Here is a 12313-nt window from a genome sequence, read left to right as displayed (position 1 = left end):
CGACGTGAAAGACACAATCGAAACCCGTCCCATTCCCCGCGCGATCAACTGGAACCGGCTGCAGGACGACAAGGACCTCGAGGTCTGGAACCGCCTGACGGTCAATTTCTGGCTGCCCGAAAAGGTGCCTTTGTCCAACGATGTCCAAAGCTGGGCGACGCTCCGCCCCGAAGAGCGCGAGCTGACGATCCGCGTCTTCACCGGCCTGACGCTGCTCGACACGATCCAGAACGCGGTCGGCGCACCGGCGATGCTGCCCGACGCGCAGACCCCGCACGAAGAGGCGGTGCTGACCAACATCGCCTTCATGGAGGCGGTGCACGCGCGCAGCTATTCGTCGGTCTTCTCGACGCTCTGCCAGACCCGCGAGGTCGACGAGGCGTTCCGCTGGTCCGAGGAAAACCCGCATCTGCAGGCCAAGGCGCGACTGATCCTCGACGAATACGACGCTGATGCCGATCCCCTGCGCCGCAAGATCGCCAGCGTTTTTCTGGAGAGCTTTCTGTTCTATTCGGGCTTCTACCTGCCGATGTACTGGTCCAGCCGGGCCAAACTGACCAACACCGCCGATCTGATCCGCCTGATCATCCGAGACGAGGCGATCCACGGCTATTACATCGGCTACAAGTTCCAGCGCGCGCAGGACCGTCTGTCCGCGGCCGAGCGTGCCACGATCAAGGACTTCGCCTTCGCGCTGATCTTCGACCTCTACGAGATCGAGGCACGCTATACCGAAGGGCTGTATGACGGCATCGGCCTGACCGAGGACGTCAAGGCGTTCCTCCACTACAACGCCAACAAGGCGCTGCAGAACCTCGGCTACGAGGCGCTGTTTCCGCACGCCGCCTGCGAGGTGAACCCCGCGATCCTCGCCGCGCTCAGCCCTGACAGCGAGAACCACGATTTCTTCTCGGGCAGCGGCTCCTCCTACGTCATCGGCAAGGCTGTAGCGACCGAGGACGAGGATTGGGATTTCTGATCATGTCTGGAGACAAGATGACCGCGCTTTCCCCCAAATCCGTGATCACCCGCGACGGGCAGACGGTTCCCTTCGACGCCGGCCGGATCGCGCGCGCCATCGCCCGTGCGGCCGAGTCCACGGGCGAGTTCGACACCGCCGAGGCGCAACGTCTGACCGATCAGGTGGTGCGCGTGCTGTCCTACCGCCACGCGGGCGGCGCGCCCGGGATCGAGGACATTCAGGATGCCGTCGAACAGGCGCTGATCGGGGCCAATTGCATCGCCACGGTGCGCGCCTATGCCGTCTACCGCGAACAGCACGCGCGCCTGCGCGAGGACCGGCGCACGCTGGTCGATGTGGAACGCTCGATCAACGAATATCTCGACCGGTCGGATTGGCGGGTGAACGCGAACGCCAACCAGGGCTATTCGCTGGGCGGGATGATCCTGAACACCTCCGGCAAGGTTACGGCGAATTACTGGCTGTCGCATATCTATCCGCCCGAGGTCGGCCAGGCCCATCGCGAGGGCGACATCCATATCCACGATCTGGACATGTTCGCGGGTTATTGCGCGGGCTGGTCTTTGCGCACGCTGCTGCGCGAGGGGCTGAACGGCGTTCCCGGCACCATCGAATCTGGCCCGCCCGCCCATCTGTCCAGCGCCCTTGGCCAGATCGTCAATTTCCTGGGCACCTTGCAGAACGAATGGGCCGGCGCGCAGGCGTTCAGTTCCTTTGACACCTATCTGGCGCCTTACGTCCGGCGCGATCGCCTGACCTACGATCAGGTCCGGCAGGCGATGCAGGAATTCATCTACAACCTGAACGTGCCCTCGCGCTGGGGCACGCAGACGCCCTTTACCAACCTCACCTTCGACTGGACCTGTCCCGAGGATCTGCGCGAACAAGTGCCGATTGTCGCCGGGCGCGAGGTTGATTTCACCTATGGCGAGTTGCAGTCCGAAATGGACATGATCAACCGCGCCTATATGGAGGTGATGACTGCCGGTGACGCCAAGGGGCGGGTCTTCACCTTCCCGATCCCGACCTACAACATCACCTCCGACTTCCCCTGGGACAGCGAAAACGCCGGGTATCTCTTCGAGATGACAGCGAAATACGGGCTGCCCTATTTCCAGAACTTCGTAAATTCCGAGCTGGAGCCGCACATGGTCCGCTCGATGTGCTGCCGGCTGCAACTCGACCTGACCGAGCTTCTGAAACGCGGCAACGGGCTGTTCGGATCGGCCGAGCAGACCGGCAGCTTGGGTGTCGTCACCATCAACTGCGCCCGGCTGGGGCATCTGCACAAGGGCGACGAGGCGGCGCTGCTGGCCGCACTGGACCGGCTGGCCGGGATCGCGCGCACGAGCCTGGAGATCAAGCGCAAGGTGATCCAGCGTCATATCGACCTGGGCCTGTTTCCCTACACCAAGCGCTATCTCGGCACGCTCAGGAACCATTTCTCGACGCTCGGCGTGAACGGCGTGAACGAGATGATCCGCAATTTCACCGGCGATGCGGAGGATATCTCGACAAAGTGGGGCCAGACCTTCGCCCTGCGATTCATGGACCATCTGCGCGCCCGAATGGTGGCCTATCAGGAAGAGACCGGGCACATGTACAATCTCGAGGCCACACCGGCCGAGGGCACGACCTACCGCTTCGCACGTGAGGACCGCAAGCGCTTCCCCGGCATCCTGCAGGCAGGGCCCGAGGATCAGCCCTATTACACCAACTCCACCCAGTTGCCGGTGGGCTGGACCGCCGATCCCTTTGCCGCGCTGGAACACCAGGAGCCGCTTCAGGCGAAATACACCGGCGGCACCGTCCTGCACCTTTACATGGGCGAACGCGTATCTTCGGCCGAGGCCTGCAAGAAGCTGGTCCGCCGGGCGCTGGAGAATTTCCGCCTGCCCTACATCACCGTGACGCCCACATTCTCGATCTGCCCGAAACACGGCTACATCGCGGGCGAGCACGAGTTCTGCCCGATCTGCGACGCCGAACTGCGGGCGGCGAAACGCGCCCAACTCAAAGCAAGCTGAAGGAGACCCCCTGATGAACAAGCCCCTGACCATGTCCGATCTGGAATCCGATCTGGCCGACGAGATCGAGATCAACGACGAGGAACGCACCCGCTGCGAGGTCTGGACCCGCGTGATGGGCTATCACCGCCCCGTCGCCTCCTTCAACACCGGCAAGAAGGGCGAGGCGGCCGAACGCGTCTATTTCGACGAGGCCGAGGCGCGACTTGGCTGAGATCGCGGTCGCGGGGCTCGAGCCTCATTCCAGCGTCGACTGGCCCGGCGAACTGGTGGCGGTGCTGTTCTGTCAGGGTTGCCCCTGGGCCTGTCGGTACTGCCACAACACCACGCTGATCCCCGCCGGACCGGGCACGATACCCTGGGATGAGGTGGCAGCGCTGCTAATCCGCCGCAGGGGCCTGCTGGACGGGGTCGTGATCTCGGGCGGCGAGCCGACGCTGCAAAAGGGTCTGACGGAGGCGCTCAGCAACATCCGGGCGATGGGGTTCCGCACCGGGCTGCACACCGGCGGGCCTTACCCGGCCCGGCTGGCGCAGGCCTTGCCGCTGCTCGACTGGGTGGGGTTCGACGTCAAGGCGCCCTTCGATGCCTATGACCGGATCACCGGCGCCCGCGGCAGCGGGGCGAAGGCGCGCGAGAGCCTGATCCTGCTGCGCGACAGCGGTGTGGCGTTCGACCTGCGGACCACCGTGCACCCCGCGCTGTTAGGCGCCGTCGACCTGGCGCGCATGGATGCAGAGCTGGCGGCGCTCGGCCTGACGCCCTCGCGCCGTCAACCTTTCCGCGCGGAAGGCTGCGCCGATCACGATCTCTGCGCCGCGGCCTGCGCGTAGGGAGCGAACTGCGCGCGACTTGGGGCGACCGTCAGAGGCCGCCCCAGCATCGGAAAGGCGCGCTGCGAACAGCCCTCGCGCGGGCACACCTTGCATCCCGCCCCGATCGGCGTGACCGCTGCCGGATCGGCCAGATCGAGCCCCTTGGAATAGAGGTTCGCCGGCATACGGGGTTGATGGCTGACTGATCGGCCTCATTTCCGCTGCGGCGTTTGGGGTTGATGAGATGAGCCAGCCCCGGCCGCTCTCCTCAAGAAGGGCCGTAGGGACGGGGCTGGCGGCGGTTCGGCCAGGCGATGAGGCTGGCAGTCGGATGAATGATCTTCGCCAGCTTCGACAGCCCCTTCGGCGTGACACGCACTTGCTCGGTGATCTTCTCCGATCCGTCCGCGCGCAGCACCGTCGTCGTCTTGTGTTCCAGCAGGCCCTGATTGCACTTCGTCTGGTAGCCCAGCCACGTGCCGCCGTTCGGGCGCTTGTAGATCCAGCCGTTCTGCGACAACCACTGAAACAGGTTTTTCGGGCGCAGCGACAGCGTTTTCGCCGTCTCGGTGATCGACAGCGATCCGTCCGCCTTCGTCAGCCGTTCGTGCGCCTCGACATCCTCGCGCATGTCATCGACTTCGGCTTCCAGGGCGATTACCTTTTCGGTGTAGGTCAGCAGCAGGCCGCGCATCGCCGCCGGGCTTTCGAGGATCTTCGAGGGATCGAAGTTGCGGCCTTGACCGCCTGCCGGTTCACGTCCTCGACGGCGTGCACCCTCGCGGCGAATTTCTTGATCGCATGCCGGTCCTTGTCGGCGGTCTTCGGTTCGACTTTCCGGCTCTCGATATAGTTTTCCAGCGCTTCATCGAAAGGGGTGAGCCGCCCGGTCGCGACCTTGTACGCCTTGGCGACCTCGGGTTCTGCATTCTCGGGCAAAAGCTCCGGGTGTGGTACCCGATGAGCCGCCAACAGGCGATCCAGAACGATCTCCTCCATGCACAGAATGGCTTCGGGATCGGTGTCGGGATCCTTCTTGGCCTTCAGAATATGTGCCCGCGTCTTGGCGGGGAACTCATCCAGGTGTTGCGTCGGATTGCCCCGCGCTTCTTCGATGGCGGCTTTGAATTCCGCGATCAGCGGGCCGCTACGGGCGATGGCGATGGTCTTGTCGGTTGTCTTGAGCGCCTTCTTGAAGGCCCGCTTGCCAAATATATGCTGCACATCAGCGGGGATCGAGACCTTCACGGACCACGCGTTGTCTTGCTTGATGAGATAGTTTGACACCTTCCCGCGCGTCAGGTGTACCTAGTCTTGTCCTGAGATATGAGGAGATGTCCCCAGGAAATCAATGAACAAAGGGAGATCGAGGAAATGGCAGCCCGTAGGGGAATCGAACCCCTCTTTCCAGGTTGAAAACCTGGCGTCCTAACCGATAGACGAACGGGCCACTTCACTTGTTTGCGTCGGCGATCCGGCGGGCGGGGCGCTTTCGCTGGCGTCCAGAGCGTTTCCGTCTCTGGCGTGAGGCGGTGTTTAGGACAGCGCGCGGGGCTGTGCAAGGGAAAATTTCAGCCCCGCGGCAACTTTCTTCGACACCCCGCCGGGCGGGTCAAATGAGGCGCGATTTCAGGCGCTTGCGGCGTCGTCGAGGCGCAGTTGCACGCGGTTGCGTCCGCCCCAGCTGTTGATTTCCAGCTTGCCGGCCAGATGAAACAGCCCCGCGCCGGGCTGGCTCAGCGCCGGGCCCAGCGGGCCGTCGAAGGCGCCAAAGGCCACGGCGTCAAGGCGGGGGCCGGTGATCTCGCCGAAGGAGAATCGCAGATGCTGCGCGCCGATGCGCCGGGCGTTGGTGATGCGCATGGCGGGGAAGGCAAAGCGCGGGGCAGGGGCGGCCTGGCCGAAGGGGCCGGCGCGCTCGAGATCCTCGATCAGCTCGGGCGTGACGGCGCCGGGCATCAGCATCCCGTCCAGACGCAGATCGCGCGGCCCGCCGGCGCCCGCACCCTGGCGCGCCAGCAGCTCGGCCAGCCGGGTCATGGCGGCCTCGATCTGCGCGGGCGCGACCGTCAGCCCGGCCGCCATCGCATGGCCCCCGCCCTTCTCGATCAGCCCCTCGGCGGCCAGCCGCTGGATCGCGCGGCCCAGATCGACGCCGGGCACCGAACGACCCGAGCCCTTGGCCATGTCGCCGTCGATCCCCATCACGATCGCGGGGCGGTGGGTGGCCTCCTTGAGGCGCGCGGCGACGATCCCCACGACGCCCGGATGCCAGTCGGGTGCGGCCGCCCAGACCAGCGGCGCGTCCAGCCCGCGGGCCTCGGCCTGGGCCAGGGCGGCCTCGCGCACACGGGTCTCGATCTCGCGGCGTTCGGTGTTCAGCGCATCCAGCCGCTCGGCCAGGGCGGCGGCCTCGTGCGGGTCGTCGGTGGCCAGAAGCCGCGCGCCCAGATCGGGCGTGCCGATGCGCCCGCCGGCATTGACGCGCGGACCCAGCACATAGCCCAGATGATAGGCCGAGGGCGCTTCGGTCAGCCGGCCCACATCGGCCAGCGCGACCAGACCGGGCCGTTCGCGCCGCGCCATCACCTTCAGCCCCTGGCGCACCAGCGCCCGGTTGAGCCCGACCAGCGGCGCCACATCCGCCACCGTCGCCAGCGCCACGAGGTCGAGCATCGCCATCAGGTCGGGGCCGGTCTGACCTTGTGCGCGCATCTGCCGGTTGGCCTCGACCAGCATCAGGAAGACCACCGCGGCGGCGCACAGATAGCCCAGATCGCCGCTCTCGTCCTGGCGGTTGGGGTTCACCACGGCCAGCGCGGGGGGCAGCGTCTCGGCCGCCTGGTGGTGGTCGAGCACCAGCACATCGGCCCCTTGCGCGGCGGCGATGGGGCCGTGGCTGAGCGTGCCGCAATCGACGCACAGGATCAGGTCGTGATCGCGCGCCAGCGCCTGCATGGCGGGTTCGTTGGGACCATAGCCTTCGTCGATGCGGTCGGGAATGTAGAGCGTGGCCGGCCGCCCCATCGCGCGCAGCCAGACCAGGAGCAGCGCCGCCGAGGCGCCCCCGTCCACGTCGTAATCGGCGAAGATGGCGATCCGTTCGCGCCGCGTCACCGCGCGCAGAAATCGTTCGGCCGTGGTCTGCATGTCGCGCAGGCTGCGCGGGTCGGGCATCAGGTCGCGCAGACGGGGTTCGAGATAGCTTTCGGCGGTTTCGGGCAGGACGCCCGAGCGCGCCAGCACCCGCGCCAGCGGCAAGGCCAGGCGCGCGCGCTGGGCGATGGCTTCGGCCTGGCGTTCGGTCTCGAGGCCGGGGCCGATCCAGCGGCGCCCGCCGAGCGAGCAATCGACCCCGAGGAAGGCCGGGGTGGAATCGGGGGAAAGGGGGGATTGGCGCATGGCCCCTTCATGGACCAAACCGGCCCGCCCTTCCAGAGGGCGCGTCCGGGGGTGGGGCGCAAGCCATGGGGGCGGCCAGGGCGGCCACCTCCATATCCTGTGGTTCAGGGCGGGGCGAAAGAGCGGCCCGCCCGCCGGTCGCTCAGCGGCGCGAGACCGGGTTGCGGTAGATCATGCGCCGCACCGAGCCCGTTTTCGAACGCATCAGCAGCGTCTCGGTCTCGATGAAGTTGGGCTCGCGCTTGACGCCCTTGACGATCGAGCCGTTGGTGACGCCGGTCGCGGCGAAGATCACGTCGCGGGTGACCATGTCGTCGCGCGCATAGATCCGGTCGAGATCGGTGATCCCGGCCTTGGCCGCGCGGCCGCGTTCGTCATCGTTGCGAAACAGCAGCCTGCCCCACATCTGCCCGCCCATGCACTTGAGCGCCGAGGCCGCCAGAACGCCCTCGGGGGCGCCGCCGGACCCCATGTACATGTCGATGCCGGTGATCTCGGCCTCGGCGCAATGGATCACGCCGGCCACGTCGCCATCGGTGATCAGCCGGATCGAGGCGCCGGTCGAGCGCACTTCCTCGATCAGGGATTCGTGGCGGGGACGTTCGAGAATGCAGACGGTGATGTCCTCGGGGGACACCTTGCCGGCCTTGGCCAGTTCGCGCACCCGCGTCGCCGGGTCCATGTCCAGGCTCACGATGTCCTTGGGATAGCCCGGCCCGATGGCCAGCTTGTCCATGTAGACGTCGGGCGCGTGCAGGAGCGTGCCGCGCGGCGCCATGGCGATGACGGTCAGCGCGTTGGGCATGTCCTTGGCGGTCAGCGTCGTCCCCTCGAGCGGGTCGAGCGCGATATCCACCGCCGGACCTTCGCCTGAGCCGACTTCCTCGCCGATATAGAGCATGGGCGCCTCGTCGCGCTCGCCCTCGCCGATCACGACCACGCCCTTGATGTCGAGCATGTTGAGCTGTTCGCGCATGGCGTTGACCGCGGCCTGGTCGGCGGCCTTCTCGTCGCCGCGCCCGATCAGCCGCGCCGAGGCATGGGCGGCGGCTTCGGACACGCGGGCCAGGCCCAGCGACAGCATGCGGTCGTTGAAATCAATCGGTTGCGACATGGTTGTTCCTCCGGATCGCGGTTGAGGGCATCTAGCCCCGTCGCGGCGGGAAGCTCAACGCCGGTTGCGCTAACGCTTTGGTTTCAAAGGGACGCAGAGGCGACAATCGGCCGGTTCGCGCCGCATTGGCCGCCCGTCCCGCATCGGGCGCGCGCCCGGAAGACGGCGCGCTCAGACTTCCTCGATGCGCAGGGCGACGGGCTCGCCCGCCACGACGCCGGTCGCCGGAAGCTGCGCGATGGCAAACAGGATCGCGTCGCGCGTGGTCTTGTGGGTGACGATCAGCACCGGCGCTTCCGAGCTGGCATGCCCATATTGGCGCATCCGCGAGATCGAGATCCCGGCTTCGCCCAGGACGGTGGCCACCTTGGCCAGCGCGCCGGGCTTGTCCAGCAGCACCATGCGCAGGTAATAGGAGGCCGGCGCCGCCGCCTGGGCGGGGATCGGCGTGGCCAGTTCGGCGGCCGGAATGCCGAAGGTGGGCAGGCGCAGCCCGCGCGCCAGATCGACCACATCGGCCATCACCGCGGACGCGGTGGGCCCTTCGCCCGCGCCGGGGCCGCGCAGCACGATCTGCCCGACGCTGTCGCCTTCCAGCACCACCATGTTGGTGCCGCCTTCCAGCTGTCCCAGCGGCGAGGAGGCCGGCACCAGGCACGGCGTCATCCGCTGTTCCAGCCCGCGCCCGGTCATCTGCGCCACGCCCAGCAGCTTGATGCGATAGCCCATGTCGCCCGCGCGGCGGATGTCGTCGATCGAGATCTGCCCGATCCCCTCCAGCGCGACCGCATCGAAGGACACCCGCGTGCCAAAGGCGATGGCGGCCAGGATCGACAGCTTGTGGCCGGCGTCGATGCCGCCGACGTCAAGGTTCGGATCGGCCTCGAGGTACCCCAGCTGGCGGGCTTCCTCGAAGACGGTCTCGTAGGGCAGGCCCGCGCTTTCCATCCGCGTCAGGATATAGTTGCAGGTGCCGTTCATCACCCCCATGACCCGGCGCAGCCCGTTGGCGGCCAGCCCTTCGGTCAGCGCCTTGATGACGGGGATGCCGCCGGCCACCGCGGCCTCGTAGCGCACCGAGACGCCGCGGGCCTCGGCGGCTTCGGCGATTTCCTGGCCGTGGTGCGCCAGAAGCGCCTTGTTGGCGGTGACCACATCCTTGCCCGCGGCAATGGCGGCCATGACAGAGTCGCGCGCGGGGCCCTCGTGGCCGCCCATCAGCTCGACGAAGACATCCACGTCCTCACGCACGGCCAGCGCCACGGGGTCGGTTTCCCATTCATAGCCCGACAGATCCGCGTCGCGGTTGCGGGTGCGGTCGCGCGCCGAGACGGCGGTGATCGTCACCGCCCGCCCGCTGCGTGCCGCCAGAAGATCGGCGTGGCGCTGCACGATCTTGACCGCGCCGATGCCCACGGTGCCGAGGCCCGCGATACCAAGGCGCAGCGGCGGGCGCACGGCGGGGGAGGTGGGGCTCGGCATGGGGGGCTCCTTGGCGGGTGATCTTGCCCGAGGCTTAGCGCCGAAAGGGGCCTTGTGCAACGCGCGATGGGCGCCCTGGGGGGGCTTGGGGCGGCCTCAGGGGTCCAGCCGGCGCAGCCGGTCGGCGCGCGCGCGCAGTGCCGCCCCGCGTGCATCGAGCGCGGGCGCGGGATCGACAGGCTCGGCCTCGGGGGCGCTGAGCACGTCATCAAGCGGCACCAGCACCGGCCAGGGCCCCTTTTCCGGCCCCGCACAGCCCATCAGCGCCGCCCCGATCAGCCCGCCGGCCAGAAGCGCGCGCATCCGCGGGGCAGCGGTCATAGGGGCAGGGCGGGGGGACATGGCGGGCACCTTATGCGGTCGGGGCGCCTTCGGTATAGGCGCGCCGGGGGGATGCGGGCAAGGGGGCCCCTTCAGGGCGGCTTTGGGGCAGGCCGCGCCGCGCCCGATCTTGTCCCCTGCCGGGCAATCGCTAATCTGGCGCGCATGGCACGCAAGACCGGCTCGCATTCCGAAATCACCGGCCCGCGCATCCGCGCCGAGGCCGCGCGTCTCTTCTCGCGGCACGGCTTCGCGGCGGTGTCCATGCGCGCCATCGCGCGGGCGGTGGGGGTGCAGGCGGGCGCGCTCTATCTCTATACGCCCGACAAGGAGAGCCTGCTCTTCGACCTGCTCAAGACCCATATGGACGAGCTTCTGGCCGCCTGGGAGGCCGAGCCCAGGGCCGAGGATCCCGCCGCCCGGCTGGAATGCTTCGTGCGCTTTCACATCCGCTTCAACCTCGAACGCGCCGAGGCGGTGTTCCTGTCCTATATGGAATTGCGCAACCTCTCGCCGGAGAATTTCGCCCGTATCGAGAGCTTGCGCAAACGCTACGAGGATGCGCTCGAGGCGATCTTGCGCCAGGGGCAGGCGGCGGGTGTCTTTGCGGTGCCCGACACCAAGCTGGCGACGATGGCCATCATCGCCATGCTGACCGGGGTCAACACCTGGTTCCGCGAGGGGGGGCGGCTGTCGCGCGATCGGGTCGAGGCGATCTATTGGGACATGGTGCGCAAATCCGTGGCGCCGTGACCGGGCGCGGGCTCTGCAAGACGGGGCCTGGAAGACGGGGCCCGCTCCGGCGCATGTCCCGTTCAGGCGCGCGGGCCCGAGAAGACGGGGCGGGGCGGGATGCCGCGCAGGCTGGGCAGCCAGGTCACCAGAAAGGCGGCCCAGCCCAGCACCCAGATCCCCGTCGCGGCCTCGAGCATCGGTTCGCGCGCAAGGACGGGTGCCGCAATGCGCAGGGCCGCGGCTGCCGCCAGCGCCAGCACGGCCGCCACCAGCCAGGGCGTGGCCCGCAGCGCGCCGCCGTCGCGCCGGGCCGAAGCGCGCGCCCCCAGCGCCATCACCAGCCCCGCCATCGCGCCCATGGCCAGCGCGTGGAGCGCATCGGCCTCGGTCCAGAGGCCGGGGAACAGCCGCGCCAGCCCCACCCCGCAAAGGCCCGCCACCAGCCACAGGAAGGCCGCCTGAAGCATCAGCATCAGCGCGCTGGCCCGCATCGCGCCCAGCCGCCAGCCGCTCAGGCGCCAGGCCAGGATCGCCGCCGCCGCGATCAGCGCCAGCGCCGAGGCGCCCTCCTGCCCCGCAAGCGTCAGCCCCAGCGCGGAAAACAGCACCGCAAGCCCCGCCCATTTGCGCCCCGGCGGGTCGTGCGGGGGGGGCACGTCGGGGCGGTTCTGCGCCAGCCAGTTGCCGCCGAAGGCCGGGATCATGCCGCCCGCGATGATCGAGACCTTGATCGCGTAGAACATCACGAAGACGCGGATCAGCGTGGCGCTGTCCCAGGGGCCGATCCCGTCGGTGGCGGCCAGAAACAGCCCCTGCGCCAGCGCAAGTCCCGCCACCGCCGCCGGAAATCCCAGCCGGTGCCAGGCCCGCGCGGCGGTGATGTGCCACAGCAGAACCCCGGCCAGCGCCACGAAATAGAGCGGCGCCACCGGCGCGATCCAGAGCGCAGGCACCAGCCCGACACCTGCCGCCGCCGCTGCCGCCCGTGCCAGCAGCCACAGCCCCGCCAGCGCCATCAGCCCCGGCCCGGCCAGCGGCGCCCGGCCAGTCCAGCTGGTCAGCGCGGTCAGGAAATAGCCCCCCATCGCCGCCCCGCCGATACCCAGATACATCTCATGCGCATGCCATTCGCCCGGCGTGGCAAAGGCGGGCTGGGTCAGCCCCGCCACCGGGCCCCAGCGCCACCAGACCAGCGCCAGGATCGCCCAGAGCGCGGCCGCGGTGAACAGCGGCCGGTGCGGCGCCGCCCAGAAGCCCCGCCGCGCCGGCGGCTTTCCGCGCAAGGCCCCCGGCCCGCCGATCCCGATCGGCCCTCCCCGGAGCTGTCCCCCCCCGGTCTGTCCCCCCCCGCGAGGCGCCCCGCGGTGACTGCCCCCCGGCCCCAGAACCGGCAGGGGGATGGGCTGTTGCGCAGGCGTGTCGGGGGTGTCGGGGC

General features: G+C 68.4%; 13 protein-coding genes and 1 tRNA gene. 5 read left to right on the top strand and 9 right to left on the bottom strand.

Features of this window, described 5'->3' with window-relative positions; all coding sequences use genetic code 11:
- Positions 1-4: 4 nt before the first annotated feature.
- The 4 genes from nrdF to BW949_RS02395 are packed head-to-tail and all read left to right on the top strand — an operon-like array spanning position 5 to position 3842.
- Complete coding sequence (gene nrdF, locus BW949_RS02410; protein ID WP_076363300.1) at positions 5-979, top strand: class 1b ribonucleoside-diphosphate reductase subunit beta; 975 nt, start codon at positions 5-7, stop codon at positions 977-979.
- Between the two features lie 17 nt (positions 980-996).
- Positions 997-3009: a ribonucleoside triphosphate reductase gene (locus tag BW949_RS02405; RefSeq protein WP_235816180.1), complete on the top strand. Its 2013-nt coding sequence runs from the start codon at positions 997-999 to the stop codon at positions 3007-3009.
- A gap of 13 nt (positions 3010-3022) precedes the next feature.
- Complete coding sequence (gene nrdD / locus BW949_RS02400) at positions 3023-3223, top strand: anaerobic ribonucleoside-triphosphate reductase (RefSeq protein ID WP_132546389.1); 201 nt, start codon at positions 3023-3025, stop codon at positions 3221-3223.
- Positions 3216-3842, top strand: a complete 627-nt coding sequence (locus BW949_RS02395) for an anaerobic ribonucleoside-triphosphate reductase activating protein (protein WP_076363298.1) — start codon at positions 3216-3218, stop codon at positions 3840-3842. Before nrdD ends, BW949_RS02395 begins: the two co-directional genes overlap by 8 nt.
- On the opposite strand, the gene BW949_RS17700 is transcribed toward BW949_RS02395, so the two are convergent.
- The 8 genes from BW949_RS17700 to BW949_RS02355 all read right to left on the bottom strand — a co-directional run bounded on the left by BW949_RS17700 (position 3812) and on the right by BW949_RS02355 (position 10143).
- Positions 3812-4009 carry a short-chain fatty acyl-CoA regulator family protein gene (locus BW949_RS17700; protein ID WP_076363297.1) on the bottom strand — a complete coding sequence of 66 codons (198 nt, stop codon included), beginning with the start codon at positions 4007-4009 and terminating at the stop codon, positions 3812-3814. The genes BW949_RS02395 and BW949_RS17700 overlap by 31 nt on opposite strands.
- 83 nt (positions 4010-4092) lie before the next feature.
- Positions 4093-4518, bottom strand: a complete 426-nt coding sequence (locus BW949_RS02385) for a phage antirepressor KilAC domain-containing protein (RefSeq protein WP_076363296.1) — start codon at positions 4516-4518, stop codon at positions 4093-4095.
- Positions 4500-5111 carry a DUF6538 domain-containing protein gene (locus BW949_RS02380; RefSeq protein WP_143524395.1) on the bottom strand — a complete coding sequence of 204 codons (612 nt, stop codon included), beginning with the start codon at positions 5109-5111 and terminating at the stop codon, positions 4500-4502. The genes BW949_RS02385 and BW949_RS02380 overlap by 19 nt, the downstream gene beginning before the upstream one ends.
- 88 nt (positions 5112-5199) lie before the next feature.
- Positions 5200-5274 (bottom strand) — tRNA-Glu (locus tag BW949_RS02375).
- A gap of 179 nt (positions 5275-5453) precedes the next feature.
- Positions 5454-7226: a single-stranded-DNA-specific exonuclease RecJ gene (recJ, locus tag BW949_RS02370; RefSeq protein ID WP_076363294.1), complete on the bottom strand. Its 1773-nt coding sequence runs from the start codon at positions 7224-7226 to the stop codon at positions 5454-5456.
- A 142-nt stretch (positions 7227-7368) separates the two neighbouring features.
- A complete protein-coding gene (gene glpX / locus BW949_RS02365) occupies positions 7369-8340 on the bottom strand; it encodes a class II fructose-bisphosphatase (protein WP_076363293.1) in 972 nt (323 codons plus the stop codon).
- Between the two features lie 171 nt (positions 8341-8511).
- Complete coding sequence (locus BW949_RS02360) at positions 8512-9798, bottom strand: homoserine dehydrogenase (RefSeq protein ID WP_097176971.1); 1287 nt, start codon at positions 9796-9798, stop codon at positions 8512-8514.
- A gap of 120 nt (positions 9799-9918) precedes the next feature.
- Positions 9919-10143, bottom strand: a complete 225-nt coding sequence (locus BW949_RS02355; protein WP_076363291.1) for a hypothetical protein — start codon at positions 10141-10143, stop codon at positions 9919-9921.
- Positions 10144-10308: 165 nt separating this feature from the next.
- Here BW949_RS02355 and BW949_RS02350 point away from each other — a divergent pair, with 165 nt between their 5' ends.
- On the top strand, positions 10309-10896 hold the full coding sequence (locus BW949_RS02350; protein WP_076363290.1) for a TetR/AcrR family transcriptional regulator: 588 nt from the start codon (positions 10309-10311) through the stop codon (positions 10894-10896).
- 62 nt (positions 10897-10958) lie between these two features.
- On the opposite strand, the gene BW949_RS02345 is transcribed toward BW949_RS02350, so the two are convergent.
- The gene (locus tag BW949_RS02345) at positions 10959-12161 is read right to left on the bottom strand and encodes an NnrS family protein (protein ID WP_076363289.1); all 1203 of its coding nucleotides are present in this window, start codon (positions 12159-12161) and stop codon (positions 10959-10961) included.
- Positions 12162-12313 lie beyond the last annotated feature (152 nt).

The organism is Phaeovulum vinaykumarii (genome assembly GCF_900156695.1).
Taxonomy (GTDB): Bacteria; Pseudomonadota; Alphaproteobacteria; order Rhodobacterales; family Rhodobacteraceae; genus Bieblia_A; species Bieblia_A vinaykumarii.
The sequence above is the reverse complement of the archived record's forward strand: the minus strand, read 5'-3'. Positions and strand labels throughout refer to the sequence as shown.

Excerpts from the sequence above, each read along its gene's own strand:
- BW949_RS02355 (WP_076363291.1), bottom strand. The coding sequence starts at position 10,143 with ATGACCGCTGCCCCGCGGATGCGCGCGCTTCTGGCCGGCGGGCTGATC.
- BW949_RS02350 (WP_076363290.1), top strand. The coding sequence starts at position 10,309 with ATGGCACGCAAGACCGGCTCGCATTCCGAAATCACCGGCCCGCGCATC.
- BW949_RS02405 (WP_235816180.1), top strand. The coding sequence starts at position 997 with ATGACCGCGCTTTCCCCCAAATCCGTGATCACCCGCGACGGGCAGACG.
- BW949_RS17700 (WP_076363297.1), bottom strand. The coding sequence starts at position 4,009 with ATGCCGGCGAACCTCTATTCCAAGGGGCTCGATCTGGCCGATCCGGCA.
- recJ (WP_076363294.1), bottom strand. The coding sequence starts at position 7,226 with ATGCGCCAATCCCCCCTTTCCCCCGATTCCACCCCGGCCTTCCTCGGG.
- BW949_RS02385 (WP_076363296.1), bottom strand. The coding sequence starts at position 4,518 with ATGCGCGGCCTGCTGCTGACCTACACCGAAAAGGTAATCGCCCTGGAA.
- glpX (WP_076363293.1), bottom strand. The coding sequence starts at position 8,340 with ATGTCGCAACCGATTGATTTCAACGACCGCATGCTGTCGCTGGGCCTG.
- nrdD (WP_132546389.1), top strand. The coding sequence starts at position 3,023 with ATGAACAAGCCCCTGACCATGTCCGATCTGGAATCCGATCTGGCCGAC.